Source organism: Eggerthella sinensis (assembly GCF_003339815.1).
Taxonomy (GTDB): Bacteria; Actinomycetota; Coriobacteriia; order Coriobacteriales; family Eggerthellaceae; genus Eggerthella; species Eggerthella sinensis.
In genome coordinates, this window is record NZ_PPTT01000015.1 from 75,115 (window position 1) to 96,048 (window position 20,934).

A 20,934-nucleotide genomic window follows, 5' to 3' on the forward strand; every position below is an offset into this window, starting at 1 on the left:
CCGCCGGGCGGGGCCATGCTCGTTAAAGCTTTTGAAGGTATGAGAGGAAAAGCCGATGTCTGAAGAGAACAGCTCCCTGGCGGAGATCCAAGAACATCGCGCCAAGATCGATGAGATCGATCGACAGCTCGTCGCGCTGCTCAACAAGCGCGCGGGCCATTCGCTGGTCATCCGCGGTCTCAAGCCCGAGGCGCACATGGGCCTGTACGATCCGCGTCGCGAAGAGGAGATCTTCGCGAAGGTGAACAGCTACAACGAGGGTCCCCTGTACAACGAGAACCTGCGCGAGATCTATGCCAGCATTCTCAAGGTGATGAAGGAGACCCCGTCCGTATGAACGAGCATATAGCAACCAAGCTGCCGGATTACGGCACCCGCACCGACGAGATCACCATCTTCGCCGGTCCGTGCTCCGTCGAGAGCGAAGAGCAGTTCAACGAGGTGGCGGAGTGCATCAAGGGCCTCGGCCTCACGTGGATTCGCGGCGGCGCGTTCAAGCCGCGCACGAACCCGCACTCCTTCCAGGGCCTCGGCGAAGAGGCGCTGAAAATCATGAAGAACGCCGGCGACCGGTACGGGCTGAAGACCCTCACCGAGGTTATGGACTCGGCGCACTGCGAGCTCGTGCACTCCTACGTGGACGGCCTGCAGGTGGGCGCGCGCAACTTCCAGAACTTCAGCCTGCTGAAGAACATCGGCCAGGTGACCGCCGAGTCGCACAAGATGGTGCTGTACAAGCGCGGCTTCGCCGGCACCATCTCCGAGTGGCTGGCCGCCACCGACTACCTCACCGCCGAGGGCAACGACAACGTGGTGCTGTGCGAGCGCGGCCTGCGCACGTTCGAGACGGCCACGCGCTTCACGCTGGACATCTCGGCCGTGCCCGTGGTGCACAAGCAGAGCCTGTATCCCGTGTGCGTGGACGTGTCGCATCCGGCCGGCGTGCGCGACCTCGTGCCGTCGCTCGCGAAGGCGGCCGTGGCCGTGGGTGCCGACTCCATCATGATCGAGGTGCATCCGAACCCGCCCGTCGCCCTGTCCGACGGCCCGCAGCAGCTGACTCCCGCCCAGTTCGAGGTGCTCGTGGCCGAGCTGCGCGAAATCGCCGCCGTATTCGGCAAGAAGATCGTGTAGCGACGCGACGAGCGTCGTTCGCCGAGCCTCGTAAAGCCCGCCGCGTTCCGCGCGGCGGGCTTTTTTCGCGACCGCTCGTCCGATGTGGTGCCTCTGGCCATATGGGGATGCGCTGCTTTGCTGTTCGGCAGTGCGGGAGAAGGGGTAGAATACTGCTTCGCACAAAAACGAGACGAGAAATCGCCGAAGTAGAGGGATCTTCCACATGTCAATCGATATCGACAGTTTGAACGGACCGCAGCGCGAGGCGGTCGTCACCACCGAGGGGCCGCTGCTCGTGCTGGCCGGCGCCGGATCGGGCAAGACGCGCGTGCTCACGTACCGCATCGCGAACCTCATCGAGAACCACAACGTGGCGCCGTGGGAGATCCTGGCCATCACGTTCACGAACAAGGCGGCCGCCGAAATGCGCGAGCGCCTGAACGGCCTCGTGGGCCCGCGCAGCCGCGGCATGTGGGTGTCGACGTTCCACAGCATGTGCGTGCGCATGCTGCGCTCCGACGCCGACAAGCTGGGTTTCACGCGCAACTTCACCATCTACGACGTGGACGACCAAAAGCGCCTGTACAAAGAGATCATGGCCGAGTTCGACATCGACCCGAAGCGCTTCCCCGTGAACGCGCTCATGAACCGCATCTCCACGGCGAAGAACGAGCTTGTGGTGCCGAGCGCCTTCGAGAAGGAGGCGAACGACCCGGTGGGGAAGGTGGCCGCGCGCGTGTACGGGCGGTTGCAGGAGCGCCTCAAGGCCGCCAACGCCTTCGACTTCGACGACTTGTTGCTGTACGCGTTTTTGCTGCTCAAGAACCACGAGGACGTGCTGCAGGCCTACCAGAACCGCTTCCGCTACATCATGGTGGACGAGTATCAGGACACGAACCACGCCCAGTACTCCATCACGGGACTCTTGGCCGCGGGCCACGAGAACATCATGGTGGTGGGCGACGACGACCAGTCCATCTACTCGTGGCGCGGCGCCGACCTGCGCAACATCCTCGAGTTCGAGCAGGACTACCCCAAGGCGCACACGGTGAAGCTCGAGCAGAACTACCGCAGTGTGGGCAACGTCTTGGCGGCGGCGAACGCTGTCATCGCGAACAACCAGCACCGCAAGCAGAAGAAGCTGTTCACCGCTGCCGAAGATGGCGAGAAGATTCAGGTGTACATGGCCGCCGACGAGCGCGACGAGGGTCGCTGGATCGCCGGCGAGATCGAGAAGCAGCGCGCGCAGGGCCTCACGTACAGCCAGATGGCCGTGTTCTACCGCACGAACGCGCAGAGCCGTATGCTTGAAGATATGCTGCTGCGCGCGGGCGTGCCCTACCGCATCGTGGGCGGCACGCGCTTCTTCGACCGCGCCGAGATTCGCGACGTCATGGCCTACCTCACGCTCATCGTGAACCCGGCCGACGACATCGCCGCGAAGCGCGTCATCAACGTGCCGCGCCGCGGCATCGGCAAGGCGTCCATCGAGCGCATCGAGCAGTTCGCCCGCGAGATGGGCATGACGTTCATGGAAGGGGCCGAGCTGGCCATCGTCGACCCCGAGCTGCGCGCATCCACGCGCCAATCCATCGGCGAGTTCGTGGGCCTCATCAACGAGGCGCGCACGTACGGCGGCGATCTGCGCAAGGTCATCGAGGCCATCGTCGACAAGAGCGGCCTCATCGCGGCGCTCCAGGCCGAGAACACCGACGAAGCGCGCGGCCGCGTGGAGAACATCCAGGAATTCCTCGGCGTCGTCGACGAATTCTCCGACACCCACGAAGACGAAGAGGCCATGTTCGAAGCCCCGACGGCGGGTGGCGCGGAGCTTGCGGACGAGGAAGCCGCCGCGGCCGCCTCTGCCGCCGCCATCCCCGCGTCGGCGGATGCGCCCGCCGGGTCGTTCTACGCCTTCGCGGGCGCAGCGGACAACCAGGTGAGTTCCCCTGCGGAGCAAAGCGACGGGAGCCCCGTGCGCGTTCTGCGGGGGGATTCGCTCGCCGACTTCATCGAGTGGGTGCGCCTGCGTACCGACCTCGACACGGTTGCCGAAGACGGCCATGCGGTCACCCTCATGACGGTGCACTCCTCGAAGGGCCTCGAGTTCGACTGCGTGTTCGTGGCGGGCATGGAGGAGACGCTGTTCCCGCACATGAACAGCGTGGGCGACGCGGCCGGTATCGAGGAAGAGCGTCGACTGGCGTACGTGGCCATCACGCGCGCGCGGCAGCGGCTGTTCCTCACCTGCGCCTACGCGCGCCAGATTTTCGGCCAGACCTCGTCGAACCCCATCTCGCGCTTCATCCAGGAGATCCCGTCGGAGCTGCGCCAGACCACGGGCCTCGGCTCGGCCGGCTTCAGCGGCACGGGCTGGGAGAAGCGCGGCAGCCGCAAGGGCATCGCCGGCAGCGGCACCGAGGCGGGCGGCGGCCGCGTGTTCGGGCGCTCGAGCGCGTCGGGCCCCTCGAACCGCACCGACGACCGGGCGAGCCGCGTGAGCGGGTCCTACGTGCGTCCCGGCGCGGAGAAGAAGGCTGCGGCGAAGATGTCGTTCGCCACGGGCGACACGGTGGACCACAAGACGTTCGGCCGCGGCAAGGTGACGAAGGTGGACGGCGACACGCTCTACGTGAAGTTCTCCCGCACCGGCCAGACGAAGAAGCTGCTCAAAGACTACGCCCCCATCGTCAAGATCGGCGGCTAGGCAAGATTGCAAACGGGTGCCGATGCGGTGCTCATTCCGTTTCGCATCGGCTCTTCTTTCGTTTCGCCCCTTGCGCCGCGTCGTCGTATCCCGCATGATGGACGCATCGACGACGTGCGGCTGCGATCGATCCATGCCCCCGCGCTCTTCGTCCGTTCCGGCGAGAGAAAGAGGCTCTTATGAAGATCGTCACCGATTCTTCCGTCATGCTTTCGGTAGAAGAAGGCGCGAAGCGTGATATGACGGTGCTGCCGCTCGTCGTGACCATCGACGGGCGCACCTGGCTCGAGTACGAGGACATCTCGGCGGAGGAGTTTCTGGCGAAGGTACGCGCGGGCGCATTGCCGCAGAGCGCGTCTCCGCCGCCCGCGCTCACGCTCGAAGCGTACGACACCGACGACGAGGTGATCCACCTGGCCATGGCCGACGGGCTCTCGGGCGCGTACGGGGTCGCGTTCGGCCTGAGCCTGCAGGCGCGCCATCCCGACCGCGTGCACGTGGTGAACACGCAGACGCTGTGCGTGCCGCATCGCGTGCTCGCGTGCGCCGCCGTGCGCATGGCCGAGGAAGGGCACGATGCCGCCGCCACCCTCGAGACGCTGCACGCCATGATCGGCACCGCGCACTCGTACCTCATCCCCGAGGACTTCGACTATCTGCGCCGCGGCGGCCGCCTCACGCCGTTGGCGGCGAAGTTCGCCCACCTCGTGAAGGCGTTCCCCGTCATGAAGCAGACCGACGACGGCACGCGTCTCGAGAAGATGAAGGTGGCGCGTTCGTTCGCGAAAGCCATGAACGCCATTGCCGACGACCTTGAAGCGCGCGGCGTGGGCGCGGGCTACTACCTGGGCGTGAGCCACGCCGACAACCCCGCGCAGGCCGCCGAAGCCTCGCGCATGCTGGCCGAGCGTTTCCCCGCCTGCCGCCACGGCGTATTCGAGCTGGGTCCCGCATTCATCACCCAAGGAGGCCCCGGCTGCCTGGCCATCCAAGCGATCGACCTAGGAGCACGCCAAGACCTGGTGATAGAGTAGGGGACATGCGCCTCTCCCAATGGGCGCGGAGGGGGAGATGCGGTCCGGAAGCCCCACCCCGCGCCATAGGGCGAGGAGACGCGGCATGCGAATCCCGGACGAGCCAGCCGCACCCCGCGCCATGGGGGAGGAGGCGCGGCATGCGACTCCTCCCCAATAGGACCCCCTACACCCCTGCGGCGGCGTTCTCGCCGCAGAGCTTGCCGAAGGTGAGGGCGCAGGCCAGGCTGTGGCCGCCCACGGTCACGGGGTATTCCACCAGGTAGCGGCCGCCCTGCGTGTTGCCGGCCACGTAGAGGCCCTTGATGGGGTCGCCGTTGTCGTCGAGCGGGTGCAGGTCGGTGTTGCACTCGAGGCCGCCCATGAGCACGAGCATGCCCGCGTTGTCGAAGCGGCAGGCGTAGAACGGCGGCGTGTCCACGGGGAACATGCGCGTGCCCAGCTTGCCGTAGTCCTCGTCAACGCCCTTCGCCGCCAGCTCGTTGTAGCGCTCGATGGACGCTTTCACGTTCTCCACGGGCAGCCCCATGCCCTTCGCCAGCTCCTCGATGGTGTCGGCCTTGAGCGTGACGGCGCTCTCCACCATCTCGTCGGTGGTGTAGCCCAGCGCGAACCCCTCGAGCACGGTGGCGTACTGATCTTTCTCCTCTTCGGGGATGTAGTAGTTCACGAAGCCGTGCCCCGTGCCCTGCGCCAGCAGCTCGTCCTTCCAGTTCGCGTCGAAGATCTGCCACGACTTCGTGCCGAGATCGGCAAGCTCGGGGTCCTTCGACAGCGGCTGTCGCGACAGCTGGTCGGCGATGTTCTGGCCGGGGATGTCCTCGTTCATGAAGCGGTTGCCCTCCATGTTGAGCTGGAGGAACGCGTCTACGCCCAGCGCGCCGCCCATGTGGTGCGTCATGGGGGCGTAGGGCCCCAGCTCCATGTGGCCGCCGGCCCACATGCCCATGCGATGGCCGTCGCCCGTATTCGCCACCTCGCCGTTGGCGTCGAGCGAACCGTAGAAGCTGGTGAACTCGTCGGCGTGCGGGGCGTAGTAGTGGCGCATCTCGGGGTTGCCGCCCATGTCGCCCGTGCACAGGCACACGGCCTTCGCGTTGATCTTCGTGAACGTTTTCCCGTCCTTGTCCTTTACGTACGCGCCGATCACCGCGCCGCCGTCGTCGGTGATGAGCTGGTCGGCGAACGTGGAGAAGATGAGCTCGGCACCGGCGGCCTTGGCCTTGTCGCGGCAGTTCTCGCAGCCCCACTGCATATTGGGGTTGAGGTTGATGGTGCCGTGGAAGAACGGGTAGTACTCCGTCTTGTAGTCGTAGCCCTCGAGCGGCGGCCAGAAGATGGGGCGCAGGAAGTTCGGCTTGTCGGTTTGCTTGTTGTCGGCGGTGTTCGGGATGAGCTCGTAGTCGGCGCCTTCGACGAACCAGTCGAACGCCTCGCCGGAATGGTCGTACCAGTAGTTGAGGAAGTCGGGGTTGGGACGGTAGCACATGTCCTTCATGAGCTGGTTCACGATGTCGCCCTTCGGCGCCCACGTGATGCCCGCGCTCTGCTGGATCTTCGAGTTCACCACGCCGAATGCGCCGGCCATCGACACGACGCCGATGTCGGGCTGCTTCTCGATGCCGATGACCTTCGCCCCGGCTTCGGCCGCGGCGCGCGCTGCGGCCACGCCCGACAATCCCAGGCCGATCACCAGCACGTCGCAGTCCTTCTCCTCGGCCACCTCGGCGGGCGGCTCGGGCTTGGTGAGAAACGACGGGACGTACGCGGTGGGCTCGGGCATGCCCGCCCCGCCTGCGGCCCCCGCTTCGGCCGTCCCACCCGCGGCGGCGTCCTTGCCCTGCGGCGCGCAGCCGGCCAGGCCTGCGGCCCCCGCGGCGACGGCAGCCGCCGCTCCCAGGCCGAGGAATGCGCGGCGCGACATGCCCGTGGTGTTCGTGTTCATATGAAGCTCCCTCCTGTTGGTGTGCGTTCCGCGGCGCCTTCCCGGGGCGTCCGCTCACGGGCACTCTATCCTCCCGTGCCGGGCGCGCGCTTCCTCCGCAAGCGGGTGATTTTTGCAAAACCGCAGGTCTGCACCACCTGAAACGGGTGATATGGGCGGCGGTGCCGAAAACGGCCGCCGGCATGCGCGGCGCAACCGGGTATACTGGGGGCGAAACGAGCAGGGCGGCACGGGGAGGGCCGCGCTCGAGGCGGAGGAGTTCAAGGCATGGGAATGGTGCGAACGATGCTCGGGACGGCGAAAGCCCGGGATGCGGTGTTTTTCAGCGGGTACGCGCTGTACCTCGTGTTCTCCTACATCGCCTTCCACTCGTTCACCATCTTCGCGCCGGCCGACGCGCTCGATCCCTCGTCCCAAACGCTGTTCCTCGCCACGGTGCTCGTGGCGCGCATCGTCGTGTTCGTGGCCATCGCCTTCTTCTCGCTGCGCTCCTCGGGGCCGCAGACGGTGATCTCGGTGCTCGTGGCGTGCGGCATCGCGCTGTTCGGCTTCCTCGTGTGCGGCATGGCGCTGCAGTTCTCCGACGAGGTGGCCTTCGGACGCATCCTGCCGTGGCTTCTGTTCGGCGGCGTGTGCCTGGGCGCGGGCGACGCGGTCATGGTGCTGCTGTGGGGGCGCTTCTGCAAAACGCTCACGCTGCGCGCGGTGTACCTGTACGTACTCGTGTGCAACGTGCTGAGCCTCGTCGTGTACTTCTGCATGACGTTCTTGCCGTCCGGCATCATCGTGCCGGCCACGGCGGTGGTGTTCGCGACATCGTCGGTGTTCGTGAAGCGCTCGCTCGACATCCGCGTGCGCAGCGAGAGCGAGTACTCGCGCCCCGTGGCGAAGAGCGCGGCCGTGCGGCTGTGGCGCCCCGTGTTCGGCACGGCGGTGTTCTGCTTTATGAGCGGGCTCATGATGCAGATATCGGGTCAGCAGGAGCTGCCGCTGTCCACCGTGCAGCAGACGTCCATCGTCACGTCCGCGGTGGTGGTGGCCTTGCTGCTGTTGCCCGCGCTGTTCATGAAGAAACCGTTCAACATCGGGCGCTTGTACAAGATGGCGCTGCCGCTTTCGGCCGCCGGGTTCTTGCTGCTGCCGCTGCTGTGGAATGCGGCGGGCGGCATCGTGAACGCGTTCGCGCAGCTGGGATCGATGGTGGCGAGCGTCATCCTGTGGTGCATGCTGGCCGACATGGCGCGCGACACGCGCCTGCCCTCGGCGCTCGTGTTCTCCATCGCGCTCGCGTGCACGAACGCGGCGCAGCTCGCGGGCATCCTCGTGGGGTTCTTCAACGCGTCGCGGTTCACCGCGGGCAGCCTCACGCTCACCGTGGTGGCCCTCGTGTCGCTGTACCTGCTGTCCATGCTGTCGCTGTTCCTATTCAAGGATCGCGACATGAACGCGGAGGAGGCGGCGACGCCCGCGCCGCAGGTGGTGGTGCACGAGGAGCAGTGGTTCGCCGCGCGCTGCGATCACCTGGCCGCCGAGTATCAGCTCACGGCGCGCGAGACGGAGATCTTCGCGCTGCTCGCGCAGGGGCGCACGGTGCACGGCATCTCCGAAAAGCTGTTCGTGTCGGAGAACACGGTGAAGTCGCACATCAAGAGCATCTACCAGAAACTCGGCATCCACGTGCGCTCCGAGCTCATCGACCTCGTCAACAGCGGGGCGGAAGCGCTCTAGCAGCCGGGGCAGTAGGCGCAGGCGGCAGGTGCGGCCGCGATGCCGCCGAGAGCGCTCTCACGCAGCTCGAACGGCAGCGAGCGTCCCACCTTGCGCATGGCTTCCACCGTCTGATCGAAGTCCACGAGGTTGCCGATGCCGGCCAGCGCAATCTGCGCGCTCACGAGCGCGATGGCCGCGCCTGCGGCGTTGCGCTTCTGGCAGGGTTCCTCCACCAATCCGGCGATGGGGTCGCACACGAGCCCCATCATGTTCGTCAGCGCGTTGCTGGCCGCGGCGAAGCACTGCGCGGGCGTGCCGCCCATGAGCTCGACGGACGCCGCGGCGGCCATGGCGGCGGCCGACCCGATCTCGGCCTGACAGCCCCCTTCGGCCCCCGACACGGTGGCGTTGCGCGTGATGAGGTAGCCGATGGCCGCGGCGGCGGCAAGGGCGCGCGCCAGGTCGGCGTCGGCGTAGCCGCGCGTGTGCTGCAGCGCCAGCAGCACGCCGGGCAGCACGCCCGAGGAGCCGGCGGTGGGCGCCGCCACGATGCGGCCCATCGACGCGTTCGTCTCGAGCACCGCCATCGCGTAGGCCGTCGCGCGCGACAGTTGGTCGTCGCACAGCTCGCCGCCGCGGCGATGCAGGTCGGCCAGCTTGCGCGCCTCGCCGCCGATGAGCCCGCCCATGGAGGGCAGCGCCTCGTCGATGGGCTGCTGCGCGGAGCGCTTCATCACGCTCAGAGCCTCGTCCAGGTAGCACGCGGCGTTGTCGGCGTAGCCGAGGGTGGCGGCCAGCGCCGCCTCGCGCGCGAGGAAGGCTTCGGACAGGGAGGCCTCGTGCGCTTCGCAGTAGGCGAGCAGGGCCGCTCCGTTGGCGAAGTCGAGCTCGGCGAACCGCTGCAGCGCGTCGGCCGCGTCGGGCACGTCGATGCGCGAGCAGCCGGGCCGCGTGTCGCCCGGGATGATGCGCACGTCCAGGATGGCGGGATGGTCTTCGATGGCGGCCTTCGTCTCGGCGCCCACCGCCTGGTCGGTTTCCAGCACGGTGTAGGCGATCTCGCCCTTGCGCTCGCGGTACATGCGCGTGGTGGCGATGTTCACGTCCTGCTCGGTGATGCAGTGCGCGATGTGGGCGAGCACGCCCTTCTCGTCGCGCTGCCGCACGACGATGCTCGTGCTCTCGCCCGTGATGCACACGTCGATGTCGTCGATCTTGCGAATGACGGCCGCGCCGCCGCCGATGCTCTCGCCGCGCACGTCCATCGCGTTGCCCGCGGCGTCCACGATGCGGATGTCGATGGTGTTGGGATGGTCGTAGTCGGCGTCGGGCAGGGTGCGGAAGGAGAACGCGAGCCCCGCTCGCTCGGCCAGGTTGAACGAGTCGCGGATGCGCAGGTCGTCGGTTTCCATGCTCAGCATGCCGGCCACGAGCGCCTTGTCGGTGCCGTGCCCCGTGAGCGTGTGGGCGAACGACCCGAGCAGCCGGAACTCCACCGCTGCGGGGTCGGCCAGGCACAGGCGCCGCGCCATGAAGGCGATGCGCAGCGCGCCCGCGGTGTGCGAGCTCGAAGGGCCCACCATGATGGGGCCGATGATGTCGGTGAGGCCGAGTGTGTCCATGGGTGCTCCTCGGGTGACGTGCGGACGTGCGACAGGTGCGCGCCTATGGTATCACGGGCGACGTTCGCCGTCTGCGCTTGCTTTCTGGCTCTTTCGTGACGTTTCGGATCGAAACGTTTGATCGGGGAACCCTCGTTTCGCTCGTGCGGCTATACTGTATGCTTCTATGCCGCAGCGTCCCGATGCGTCGGGCAGCGGCGAGGAATCAGCACACCATCAGAAACGGGGCGTCGCGTCACGCGCGCTCCCACGTAAGGAGAACAGCAGATGTCGGCACCGGTTATCGTCGTGGGTCACAAGAACCCGGACAACGATTCCATTTGCGCAGCGGTGGGTTACGCCTACCTCAAGAACGAGCTTGCGCGCCGCGCGGCGGGCGATGGAGAGCCGTCGCGGGTGTACGTGCCCGCCCGCCTGGGTCCGCTGCCGCCGGAGAGCGCCTGGGTTCTCGAGGAGAACGGCGTGCCCGCGCCCGAGATCGTGAGCCACGTGCACGCGCGCGTCGGCGACGTGATGACGCCCAACCCCATTTCCATCGGCCACGACGCCACGCTGCTCGAGGCGGGGCGCCTGCTGCGCCAGCACAACGTGCGCGCCCTCGTGGTGACCAACGACGACGGCACGTACCGCGGCCTCATCACCACGCGCATGATCGCCGAGCGCTACATCGCCGCCACCGACGCGCTCGAGGACGGCAACATGAACGAGATGGCCGTCGCGGGCAACCTCATCGCGTCGCTCGGCCAGAAGGTGGACGACATCACCGAGACCGACGTGCTCGTGCTTGACAAGGAAGGCCTGCTCAAGGAAGCCATCGAGGACCTCATGGCCAGCGAGCTGCGCGAGGCCGTCGTGCTCAACGACGACGGGCTGGCCATCGGCATCGTCACGCGCTCCGATGTGGCCGTGCGCCCGAAGCGCAAGGTGGTGCTCGTGGACCACAACGAGACGCGCCAGGCCGCGAACGGCATCGAAGAGGCCGAGATCGTGGAAATCATCGACCACCACCGCATTGCCGACGTGATGACGGCGAACCCCATCCAGTTCCTCAACCTGCCCGTGGGGTCCACCGCCACCATCGTCACCATGGAGTTCCGCAAGTACGGCGTGGAAATCCCGCCGACCATCGCCCGCGTGCTGCTGTCGGCCATCATGACCGACACGGTCATCCTCAAGTCGCCCACCACCACGCCCGTCGACCACGAGCAAGTGGCCTACCTCGCCGACATCGCCGGCGTGGACCCCACTGAGTTCGGCCTGGCCGTGTTCAAGTGCCGCGGCGGCGAGGATAACATGTCGGTGGACAAGCTCGTGGGCGCCGACGCCAAGGAGTTCCAAATCGGCGACGCCACCGTGCTCATCGCGCAGCACGAGACGGTGGACCTGCCTGCCGTCATGAAGCGCGAAGAGGAGATTCGCGAGCACATGCGCCGTTTGCGCGACGACCACAACTACGAGTTCGTGCTGCTGCTCGTCACCGACATCGTGGCCGAGGGCAGCCAGTTCCTCTGCGAGGGGAACCGCCGCATCGTGAACCGCGTGTTCGGCATCGAGTGCACGGGCGAGGGCGGTACGTGGATGCCCGGCGTCCTGAGCCGCAAGAAGCAGGTGGCCGCCCGCATCCTGGGGGCGTAGGGGCCGCGGGTCCGCGTGCCGGGCCGCTAGGCGCCGAGCGGGGAGGGTTCCCGCCAGCGATCTTCGAAAAACGAGACGAGGAAGCCGTGGAATGCCGCGGCTTCCTCATTGAGGGGCCCTGCGGCGGGGGCGATTTCGAGCGTGCGCGCGAACGGCTCCTCGCGCAGCCCGACGAGCCGCGCGCTGCTGTCGTCGAGGCCGCCCCAGCTGCGCTCGGGCCAGAATCCCACGCCCAGCCCCAGGCCGATCATGTTCTTCACCACGGCGGGGCTGTCGCTTTCGAAGGCCACGCGCGGCGCGAAGCCGGCCTTCGCGCAGGCGTCGTCGCACACCGCGCGAAACGCGCGGCTGCCGGCCAGGCAGATGAACGGCTCGTCGGCCAGGTCGGCCAGCGTCAGCGGCCCCGACGCCGCGCGGCCGGACGGCACCGCGACGCCGATGCGCTCCTCGAAGCGCCGGCTCCCGCTCGCGTCCGCACCGTCCTCGTGCGCCGTGCGCACCGTGCGCACCCGCAGGTCCCAGCGGCGGGCTGCCGCCTCCTGCGTGACGACGAAGCGCGCGGCGGGATGTGCGGCGCGGTACGCTGCGATGGCGTCGACGGCCAGCCCCGAGGCCGACTCGATGGCGAGGTGCACGGTGGCTTGCTCGCGCCCCACCACCACCGCCAGCTCCTCGGGCAGGTCGTCGAGGGTTGCCAGGAGGGGACGGATGCGCCGCTCGAGCGCTTCGCCGCACGCCGTCAGCCGCACGTTGCGTCCGACGCGCTCGAGCAGCGGCACGCCCAGCTCGTGCTCGAGCCGCCGGATGGATTGCGTGAGCGCCGGCTGCGCCACGTTGAGCTTCTTCGCGCTGTTCGTCACGTGCTGCGTGCGCGCCACCTCGTCGAAGTACCTCAGCTGCTGCAGTTCCATTGCCGCCCTTTCGCCCCGCCTGCCGGTTCCATCTTGCCTGTTCCAACCCGCACCGACGCCATCCGCCCGTCGTTGGGTTTCATAACGTTCATCTTATCATTTAATCAAGATTAATATATTGGACAGCAGCCGCGCAAGGGCGTAGGGTAGTGGTCGTTGCGAGGAAGCGAGGCCGGCCGTCGCATGGCGACCCGGCACAGTAAGGAGATGGTGAGCTCGTGGCAGAGCTCTTGGAAGCGGCGATGCTCGTGTGTTTCGGCCTGTCGTGGCCGCTCAACGCGTACAAGAATTACAAGGCCGGCACGGCTGCCGGCGCAAGCTGGCAGTTCATCGCGCTCATCACGGCGGGGTATCTGGCCGGCATCGCGGCGAAGTTCGTGTCGGGGTCGGTGAACTGGGTGTTGGCCGTCTACCTGCTCAACCTCGTGTGCATCGGCATCAACTGGGCCGTGTACTTCCGCAATCGGCGCCTCGACGCGCGGCGGAAGCTGGAGTGCGCCGCCGCGTAAAGCGACGGCTTCAGCGCGCGGCCCGCGGCGCTTCGGCGCCGCGGGCCGTCGCGGTCTTACAGCAGCACGTCGGACAGGGCGCGCTTCGGCACGTAGTGCACGCCTTCCGCATCGCGCCAGTACTCGGTGGCGCCCCCGGCCGGGACGTCCACGATGCGCACGTCCTCCACGGGCCTTCCCAACGCCAGCACCATGTCGGGCTGGAAGCGCTCGGCATCGATGCCGAGGGCCTCGGCCATGCTGCGCTTCTTGAACGAGGCGATGATGCAGCCGCCGAAGCCCGCCTCAACCGCCTGCAGCATGATGGTTTGCGCGGCGATGCCCTCGTCCCATGCGGTGAACGTGTCGGCGAGCGTGCGGTCGTTGTCGCGGCAGATCACGATGTAGGCGCTCGGGCGCTCGCCCGCGTCGGGGCCGGGCCAGTCGGGCAGGGCCTTCGCCCATGCGCAGCAGGCGAACACGCGCTCGCACGCTTTTTCGTCGCTCACGATGGCGTAGCGCAGCGGCTGCGCATTGCCGCTTGACGCCACGAGCCGTGCGGCGTCGACCCAGGTGGTGAGCAGCTTGTTCCCGATGCGGTCGGCCTCGTCGAATCGGCGATAGCTTCGACAGGTTTTGATGATGTCCTGCACGCGGAACCTCCCTCGATATCAGGTGACGGATCGCGATTCCCCCGTTGCCGGAGTTCTCGCGTCTTGGATGCCGTCACTGATTATAATGGCTTTCGATAATCGAAAGCATCGTCGATGCCCTTGTTTCGGCTCGACGGCAAGGAAGGACCGCCCATGCAACCGAATCGTCTGCTCGACCTGTTCTGCGAACTCGTCCGCATTGAAAGCCCGTCCCACCACGAGGCGCCCATGGCCGCCCGCTGCGCCGAGGAGTTGCGCGCGCTCGGCTTCGAGGTGCGCTTCGACGATACAGCGGCGCTGACCTCCTCCGATTCCGGCAATCTCATCGCGTTTCTGCCCGGCACCGCCGCGGGCCACGTGGTGTTCTCGGCGCACATGGACACGGTGCAGCCCTGCATGGGTATCGAGCCCGTCGTGATCGACGGCGTGGTGCGCTCGGCCGGCGACACCATCCTGTCCGCCGACGACAAGGCCGGCGTGGCCGCCATCTTCGAGGGGCTGCGTTCCGCGCTCGAATCCGACGCGCCGCGCCCCGACGTCACCGTGCTGCTCACCACGTGCGAAGAGCAGCATCTGCTGGGATCGAGCGCGCTTGCCGCCGGCGAGCTGCCCGAGGGCGCGCCCTGCTACGTGCTCGACGCCGACGGCGCTCCCGGCACCATCATCACGGGCGCCCCGTGCCACTGGTCGCTCAACGCCACGTTCGCGGGCCGCGCGGCGCATGCGGGCGTCGTGCCCGAGGAGGGCATCTCGGCCATCAGCATGGCCGCGGCCGCCATCGACGCCATGCCGCTCGGCCGTCTCGACGAGGCCACCACCGCCAACATCGGAGCCATCGAGGGCGGCAGCGCGACGAACGTCGTGCCCGCCTCCTGCACGCTGGCGGGGGAGTGCCGCTCGCTGTACGCCGAGCGCGCCGAGGCGCAGAAGGCCGCCATGACCGAGGCGCTTGAGGCCGCGGCCGCGCGCTTCGGCGGGACGGTGTCCTACGAGTGGACGAAGAGCTACGACGCCGTGCTGTTCGACGAGGACGACGAGCTTGTGCAAGCCATCGCCCGCGCCGCCCGCGCAGCCGGCCTCGAGCCGCGCTACCACCACTCCGGCGGCGGCTCCGACGCGAACGTCCTCGCCGCCCGCGGCGTGCGCCCCATCACGCTCGGTGTCGGCATGGCCAGCTTCCACTCCACCGACGAGCACATAACCGTAGCCGACCTCGAGGGCACCGCCCGCCTCGTAGAAGCCCTCCTCGCAGAAGGCGCGAAGTAACCCCGCCCCAACCCCTTGCGCCTGGCGAAACCCCGCCGGTCCACCAACCTCCCACCAGGCGCAAGGGGACGGCCCCACCGGTCGGCCCCTCCCCATGTTTCACGTGAAACATCCGTTCGTGCGGGCCTCACGCCGTCGCAAGATGTCCCTGGTCGAGCAGGGGCCGCATATGCGGAAGCGCGTCTTTCTCGACCAAGGGCTGCCCGTCCCGCTCCACGACGACTTTGAAGATGACCTCGTCATCGCGGCGGCTCAGCGCATCGACGTGGATTTCGTGGTCACGTTCGACCGGTTGCCCATACATCACGCCCCGGTGGCCTGCCCCGAGCCGTCGGACATGACGGTGCTGCTGAAAACGCTGGGAAAGGAAGACGATGCCCCAAAAGTTTCCGCAAATTCTTGAGAAATGGTGAACTTCCCGCCATCATCCCGTACCCCACATGCCCTTCAACTGGGAAAACGCTTGTCAAGGGGCATGGATACTCCCGGATGCGTGGCGTTTGACAACCCTGAGGGGCGATGGTAGAGTTCACCTTCGCGTCTTTACGGAGACGCACGGTTTCGCGTGCGTACCAGCTGAACGCACTTGGAAACGGTGTTCAACAAGCGGTTCTCCGCATTGGTAGTGGGGAATCGGACAAGCAAGAGGTAAAAGGAGAGAAGCTTTGCCTACCATCAACCAGTTGGTCCGAAAGGGCCGCAAGCAGTCGGTCGACAAGAGCAAGACGCCGGCGCTCAAGGGCAACCCGCAGAAGCGCGGCGTGTGCACCCGCGTGTTCACGACCACGCCGAAGAAGCCGAACTCGGCCCTTCGTAAGGTCTGCCGCGTGCGCCTCGTCAACGGCATGGAAGTGACCGCCTACATCCCGGGCGTCGGCCACAACCTCCAGGAGCACTCCATGGTGCTGCTGCGCGGCGGCCGCGTGAAGGACCTCCCCGGTGTGCGCTACAAGGTCATCCGCGCCGCGCTCGACTGCGCTGCCGTGGACAACCGCAAGCAGGCTCGCAGCCGTTACGGTGCCAAGCGCCCGAAGTAACACCCGCTAAGACGCGCGGGCCGCAGAACCATCGAAGCCCAAAGGGGGCGCGGTGGGCGGCCTAATGAACGGGGAGAAAGCCGTTCCGAAGCGCGCAGGAATCAGAAGGAGTACACATGCCGCGTCGTGCAGCAGCAGTCCGTCGAGAAGTACAGCCGGACGCCCAGTACAACAACCGCCTTGTCACGCAGCTGATCAACAAGATCCTGCTTGACGGCAAGAAGGCCACCGCCGAGAACATCGTCTACGGTGCGTTCGCCATCGTCGAGGAGAAGACCGCCGGCGACCCGCTGGCCGTGTTCAAGAAGGCCATGGACAACGTCCGCCCCACGCTCGAAGTCAAGCCGAAGCGTGTCGGCGGCGCCACCTACCAGGTGCCGATGGAAGTCAACTCCCGTCGCGCCACCACGCTTGCTATCCGTTGGATCGTCGACTTCTCGCGCAAGCGCAAGGAGCACACGATGAAGGAGCGCCTCGCCGCCGAGATCATGGATGCCGCCGAGAACACCGGCGCGTCGGTGAAGAAGCGCGAGGACCTGTACAAGATGGCCGAGTCGAACCGTGCGTTCTCGCACTACCGCTTCTAAGGGGGACTCGATACATGGCTAAGCTTGAACTGAAGGATACGCGCAACATCGGCATCATGGCCCACATCGACGCGGGCAAGACGACGACGACCGAGCGCATCCTCTACTACACGGGTAAAACCCACAAGATCGGCGAGGTGCACGACGGTGCCGCGACGATGGACTGGATGGTGCAGGAGCAGGAGCGCGGCGTGACCATCACCGCCGCCGCTACGACGTGCTTCTGGAAGTACCCCGGTGGTGCGGATGACGGCAAAGAGTACCGTTTCCAGATCATCGACACCCCGGGCCACGTGGACTTCACGGCCGAGGTCGAGCGCTCGCTTCGCGTGCTCGACGGTGCGGTCGCGGTGTTCGACGCCGTCGCCGGCGTGCAGCCGCAGTCCGAGACGGTGTGGCGTCAGGCCAGCCGTTACGGCGTGCCCCGCATCGCCTACATCAACAAGTACGACCGCGTGGGCGCCGACTTCTTCCACGCCATCGACACCATGAAGGATCGCCTGGGCGCGCCGGCCATCGCCGCGCAGATGCCCATGGGCGCCGAGGACAACTTCTGGGGCGTCATCGACCTCGTCACCATGACCGCATGGGACTTCAAGGCCGACGACAAGGGTATGACCTACCCCGAGCCCATGGACGCCATCCCGGCCGAGTTCGCCGAGGAGGCCGAGCTGCGTCACCAGGAACTGGTTGAGGCTGCCGCCGACTGCGACGACGATCTCATGGAGAAGGTCCTCATGGAGGAAGAGGTGACGGTCGACGAGCTGAAGGCCGCCATCCGCAAGGGCACCATCGCCTGCCAGATCCACCCCGTGTTCGTGGGCTCGTCCTACAAGAACAAGGGCGTGCAGGAACTGCTCGACGCCGTGGTCGACTACATGCCGTCCCCGCTCGACGTTCCCGCCATCAAGGGCACGAACCCGGACACGGGCGAGGAAGACGAGCGTCCTTCCGACCTCAAGGCGCCGTTCTCTTCGCTGGCCTTCAAGATCATGACGGACCCGTTCGTGGGCAAGCTCACGTACCTCCGCGTGTACTCGGGCAAGCTCGACTCCGGCTCCTACGTGACCAACGCGTCGAAGGACAAGAAGGAGCGCATCGGTCGTCTGCTGCAGATGCACTCGAACCAGCGTATCGACGTCGACGGCTGCGCCGCCGGCGACATCGTTGCGGTCGTGGGCCTCAAGGACACCTCCACCGGTGACACCCTGTGCGACGCCGACCAGCCGATCATCCTCGAGTCCATGGAATTCGCCGAGCCGGTTATCGACATCGCCGTCGAGCCGAAGACGAAGGCCGAGCAGGACAAGATGGGCATCGCGCTGCAGAAGCTCGCCGAGGAGGACCCGACGTTCCGCGTGTCCACCAACCAGGAGACCGGCCAGACCATCATCGCCGGCATGGGCGAGCTGCACCTCGAGATCATCGTCGACCGCCTGCTGCGCGAGTTCAAGGTCGAGGCCAACGTGGGCAAGCCGCAGGTTGCCTACCGCGAGACGGCCACGAAGGAAGTCGACAACGTCGAAGGCAAGTTCGTGCGTCAGTCCGGCGGTCGCGGCCAGTACGGCCACGCGGTCATCAACCTGCTTCCGCAGGAAGCCGGCAAGGGCTACGAGTTCGAGAACAAGATCGTGGGCGGCGTCGTCCCCAAGGAGTACATCACCCCGATCGATCGCGGTATCCAGGAAGCCATCAACTCGGGCGTGCTCGCGGGCTACCCGGTTGTGGACATCAAGGTTCAGCTCGTCGATGGTTCCTATCACGACGTCGACTCCTCCGAGGCGGCCTTCAAGGTTGCCGGTTCCATGGCGGTCAAGGCTGCGCTCAAGAAGGCCGCTCCGGTCATTCTCGAGCCGATGATGGCCGTCGAGGTTGAGACGCCCGAAGAGTACATGGGCGACGTCATGGGCAACCTGTCCAGCCGTCGTGGCCAGATCCAGGGCATGGGCGACCGCGGCAACGCCAAGACCATCAAGGCGAAGGTTCCGCTGTCCGAGATGTTCGGCTACGCCACCGACCTGCGTTCGACGACGCAGGGTCGCGCTTCGTACACGATGCAGTTCGATTCGTACGAGGCTGTGCCGAAGAACGTGGCAGAGGAAATTATCAGCAAGGCCGGCGGCAACGCCTAAGGCGTGCACGCGAGCATAACGGAGGAAACGAAAGTGGCTAATCAAAAGATTCGCATTCGACTCAAGGGGTACGATCATGAGATCGTGGACCAGTCCACGAAGCTCATCGTCGATACCGCGCAGAAGACGGGTGCCAAAGTGTCCGGTCCCATTCCGCTGCCGACGGAGCGCAACCTGTACTGCGTCGTCAAGGGCCCGCACGTCGACAAGGATTCGCGCGAGCAGTTCGAGATGCGCACGCATAAGCGTCTCATCGACATCCTGGAGCCGACCCCTAACACGGTCGATTCCCTGATGCGCCTCGATCTCCCTGCCGGCGTCGACATCGAGATCAAGCTGTAAGGGGGATGTGCGATATGATCAACGCCATCTATGGTAAGAAAATCGGCATGACCCAGATCTTCAGCGAGGATGACCGCGTCATCCCCGTGACGGTGATCCAGGCCGAGCCGAACACGATCTGCCAGGTCAAGACGAAGGACAGCGACGGCTATGAGGCCGTGCAGCTGGGCTTCGGCTCCATCAAGGAGAAGAAGGTCAACAAGCCCATGGCGGGTCACTTCGCCAAGCAGGGCACGGCTCCTACGCGCTACCTGCGCGAGGTTCGCGTCGAGAACGCCGGCGAGTACAACGTGGGCGACGCGCTGACGGTTGCCGCCTTTGCCGAGACGAAGAAGGTCGACGTGACCGGTACGTCCAAGGGTAAGGGCTTCGCCGGCGTCATCAAGCGCTACGGCCATCGTGGCGGCCCCGGCGGCCACGGCTCGCACTTCCACCGCGCTCCCGGTTCGGTTGGCCAGTGCGCCACGCCGTCCCGCGTGTTCAAGGGAGTCAAGCTCCCGGGCCACATGGGCGTCGACACCGTGACCGTGAAGAATCTGGAAGTCGTCCGCATCGACGAGGAGCAGAACCTCATCCTCGTGAAGGGCGCCATCCCCGGCGGCAAGAACGGCGTCGTTCGCGTCCGCATGGCGTAATTGAAGTAACCTATAAGGAGCTTGTATATCATGACGACTATCGAGATCAAAGACGCGAGCGGGAAGAAGGCCGGTACCGCCGACCTCGCCGCTTCCGTGTTCGGCATCGAGCCGAACGTGCCCGTCATGCACCAGGTCGTGCGTTCGCAGCGCGCGTCCTGGCGTCAGGGCACCCATGACACGAAGACGCGCGGCGAAGTCCGCGGCGGCGGCAAGAAGCCGTGGCGCCAGAAGGGCACCGGTCGTGCCCGTCAGGGCACCATCCGCGCCCCTCAGTGGGCCGGCGGCGGCACCGTGTTCGGCCCGCACCCGCGTTCCTACGCGTTCCGTGTGAACAACAAAGAGGTCAAGCTGGCCATGCGCTCCGCGCTGTCCGCGAAGCTGGCCGACAACGAGCTGTTCGTGGTTGAGTCCTTCAACTTCGAGAAGCCCTCGACGAAGGCCGCGGTGGCCATGCTCAAGGCCTTCGGCCTCGAGGGTCGCACCACCATCGTCGTGTGCGATGACGACGTGAACGCGTACCTGTCGTTCCGCAACATCCCCAAGGTCAACATCCTGCCCGTGGCAGAGGCGAACACCTACGAGCTGATCGACAACAAGGCGCTCGTGTTCACGGCCGACGCTCTGAAGCGCATCGAGGAGGTGCTTGCATAATGAAGGATCCCCGCGAGGTCATCATCCGCCCCGTCATCACGGAGCACAGCTACGACCAGATGGAGAGCAACACCTTCACCTTCGAGGTGGCCAAGGACTCCAACAAGGTTGAGATCCGTCAGGCGATCGAAGCCATCTTCAACGTGACGGTGGTCAAGGTCAACACGCTCAACGTGAAGCCGAAGCCGAAGCGCGTCCGCTACCAGCTGGGCAAGACCCGCACGTGGAAGAAGGCCATGGTCACCCTCAAAGAGGGCGATACCATCGAGCTGTTCGCCAACTAAAGCGAACGACCCAACGTGTCCAAGCGCCCCCGTCCACGGGGGCGCTTTTTTTTTCGGGGTCGTGACCCCGCCCGGCGCGCGCAGCGCGGCGGGAAAAGAACCACCCGCTATGCGGGTGCGCGTCGAAGGCTCCGCCCTTGCGGGGCGGTGGCCGCCAGCTAGGGTTATGATGCATT

20 protein-coding genes are annotated in these 20,934 nt (G+C 66.4%); 16 read left to right on the plus strand and 4 right to left on the minus strand.

Annotated features, from left to right (window positions below; translation table 11 throughout):
* Positions 1-55 precede the first annotated feature (55 nt).
* The 4 genes from C1876_RS09775 (at position 56) to C1876_RS09790 (ending at position 4,857) form a co-directional block, all read left to right on the plus strand.
* Positions 56-337: a chorismate mutase gene (locus tag C1876_RS09775; protein WP_114546545.1), complete on the plus strand. Its 282-nt coding sequence runs from the start codon at positions 56-58 to the stop codon at positions 335-337.
* Positions 334-1,134 carry a 3-deoxy-7-phosphoheptulonate synthase gene (aroF, locus tag C1876_RS09780; RefSeq protein ID WP_114546546.1) on the plus strand — a complete coding sequence of 267 codons (801 nt, stop codon included), beginning with the start codon at positions 334-336 and terminating at the stop codon, positions 1,132-1,134. Before C1876_RS09775 ends, aroF begins: the two co-directional genes overlap by 4 nt.
* A 205-nt stretch (positions 1,135-1,339) precedes the next feature.
* Entirely contained in the window at positions 1,340-3,823 is a 2,484-nt protein-coding gene (locus C1876_RS09785; RefSeq protein WP_114546547.1) for an ATP-dependent helicase, read from the plus strand.
* Between the two features lie 179 nt (positions 3,824-4,002).
* Complete coding sequence (locus tag C1876_RS09790) at positions 4,003-4,857, plus strand: DegV family protein (protein WP_114546548.1); 855 nt, start codon at positions 4,003-4,005, stop codon at positions 4,855-4,857.
* Between the two features lie 166 nt (positions 4,858-5,023).
* Here C1876_RS09790 and C1876_RS09795 read toward each other — a convergent pair whose 3' ends face one another.
* Positions 5,024-6,802 (minus strand): FAD-dependent oxidoreductase, encoded by a 1,779-nt coding sequence (locus C1876_RS09795; protein WP_114546549.1) that lies wholly within the window; start codon positions 6,800-6,802, stop codon positions 5,024-5,026.
* Positions 6,803-7,069: 267 nt separating this feature from the next.
* Between C1876_RS09795 and C1876_RS09800 the strand changes: the two genes are divergently transcribed.
* Positions 7,070-8,530 carry a helix-turn-helix transcriptional regulator gene (locus C1876_RS09800; RefSeq protein ID WP_114546550.1) on the plus strand — a complete coding sequence of 487 codons (1,461 nt, stop codon included), beginning with the start codon at positions 7,070-7,072 and terminating at the stop codon, positions 8,528-8,530.
* On the opposite strand, the gene sdaAA is transcribed toward C1876_RS09800, so the two are convergent.
* A complete protein-coding gene (gene sdaAA / locus C1876_RS09805; RefSeq protein WP_114546551.1) occupies positions 8,527-10,134 on the minus strand; it encodes an L-serine ammonia-lyase, iron-sulfur-dependent, subunit alpha in 1,608 nt (535 codons plus the stop codon). The genes C1876_RS09800 and sdaAA overlap by 4 nt on opposite strands.
* Positions 10,135-10,401: 267 nt before the next feature.
* Between sdaAA and C1876_RS09810 the strand changes: the two genes are divergently transcribed.
* The gene (locus C1876_RS09810; RefSeq protein ID WP_114546552.1) at positions 10,402-11,769 is read left to right on the plus strand and encodes a putative manganese-dependent inorganic diphosphatase; all 1,368 of its coding nucleotides are present in this window, start codon (positions 10,402-10,404) and stop codon (positions 11,767-11,769) included.
* Positions 11,770-11,795: 26 nt separating this feature from the next.
* Here the strand turns inward: C1876_RS09810 and C1876_RS09815 are convergent, their stop codons facing one another.
* Positions 11,796-12,680, minus strand: coding sequence for a LysR family transcriptional regulator (locus C1876_RS09815; RefSeq protein ID WP_114546553.1), 885 nt, complete (start codon positions 12,678-12,680; stop codon positions 11,796-11,798).
* Between the two features lie 218 nt (positions 12,681-12,898).
* On the opposite strand from C1876_RS09815, the gene C1876_RS09820 reads away from it, so the two are divergent.
* Positions 12,899-13,189, plus strand: coding sequence for a hypothetical protein (locus tag C1876_RS09820; RefSeq protein ID WP_114546554.1), 291 nt, complete (start codon positions 12,899-12,901; stop codon positions 13,187-13,189).
* A gap of 56 nt (positions 13,190-13,245) precedes the next feature.
* On the opposite strand, the gene C1876_RS09825 is transcribed toward C1876_RS09820, so the two are convergent.
* Entirely contained in the window at positions 13,246-13,821 is a 576-nt protein-coding gene (locus C1876_RS09825; protein ID WP_114546555.1) for a nitroreductase family protein, read from the minus strand.
* A 153-nt stretch (positions 13,822-13,974) separates the two neighbouring features.
* Here C1876_RS09825 and C1876_RS09830 point away from each other — a divergent pair, with 153 nt between their 5' ends.
* The 9 genes from C1876_RS09830 (at position 13,975) to rplW (ending at position 20,758) form a co-directional block, all read left to right on the plus strand.
* The gene (locus C1876_RS09830; protein ID WP_114546556.1) at positions 13,975-15,087 is read left to right on the plus strand and encodes a M20/M25/M40 family metallo-hydrolase; all 1,113 of its coding nucleotides are present in this window, start codon (positions 13,975-13,977) and stop codon (positions 15,085-15,087) included.
* Positions 15,088-15,256: 169 nt separating this feature from the next.
* Positions 15,257-15,490, plus strand: a complete 234-nt coding sequence (locus C1876_RS09835; RefSeq protein ID WP_148044612.1) for a hypothetical protein — start codon at positions 15,257-15,259, stop codon at positions 15,488-15,490.
* Between the two features lie 262 nt (positions 15,491-15,752).
* Positions 15,753-16,124, plus strand: coding sequence for a 30S ribosomal protein S12 (rpsL, locus tag C1876_RS09840; protein WP_114546558.1), 372 nt, complete (start codon positions 15,753-15,755; stop codon positions 16,122-16,124).
* A 116-nt stretch (positions 16,125-16,240) separates the two neighbouring features.
* Positions 16,241-16,711, plus strand: coding sequence for a 30S ribosomal protein S7 (rpsG, locus tag C1876_RS09845; protein WP_114546559.1), 471 nt, complete (start codon positions 16,241-16,243; stop codon positions 16,709-16,711).
* A gap of 14 nt (positions 16,712-16,725) precedes the next feature.
* Complete coding sequence (gene fusA, locus C1876_RS09850) at positions 16,726-18,843, plus strand: elongation factor G (RefSeq protein WP_114546560.1); 2,118 nt, start codon at positions 16,726-16,728, stop codon at positions 18,841-18,843.
* 33 nt (positions 18,844-18,876) lie between these two features.
* Positions 18,877-19,185, plus strand: coding sequence for a 30S ribosomal protein S10 (gene rpsJ / locus C1876_RS09855; RefSeq protein WP_009304899.1), 309 nt, complete (start codon positions 18,877-18,879; stop codon positions 19,183-19,185).
* Positions 19,186-19,199: 14 nt separating this feature from the next.
* Positions 19,200-19,820: a 50S ribosomal protein L3 gene (gene rplC / locus C1876_RS09860; protein ID WP_114546561.1), complete on the plus strand. Its 621-nt coding sequence runs from the start codon at positions 19,200-19,202 to the stop codon at positions 19,818-19,820.
* Positions 19,821-19,850: 30 nt separating this feature from the next.
* A complete protein-coding gene (gene rplD, locus C1876_RS09865) occupies positions 19,851-20,474 on the plus strand; it encodes a 50S ribosomal protein L4 (protein ID WP_114546562.1) in 624 nt (207 codons plus the stop codon).
* A complete protein-coding gene (rplW, locus tag C1876_RS09870; RefSeq protein ID WP_114546563.1) occupies positions 20,474-20,758 on the plus strand; it encodes a 50S ribosomal protein L23 in 285 nt (94 codons plus the stop codon). The genes rplD and rplW overlap by 1 nt, the downstream gene beginning before the upstream one ends.
* Positions 20,759-20,934: the final 176 nt, after the last annotated feature.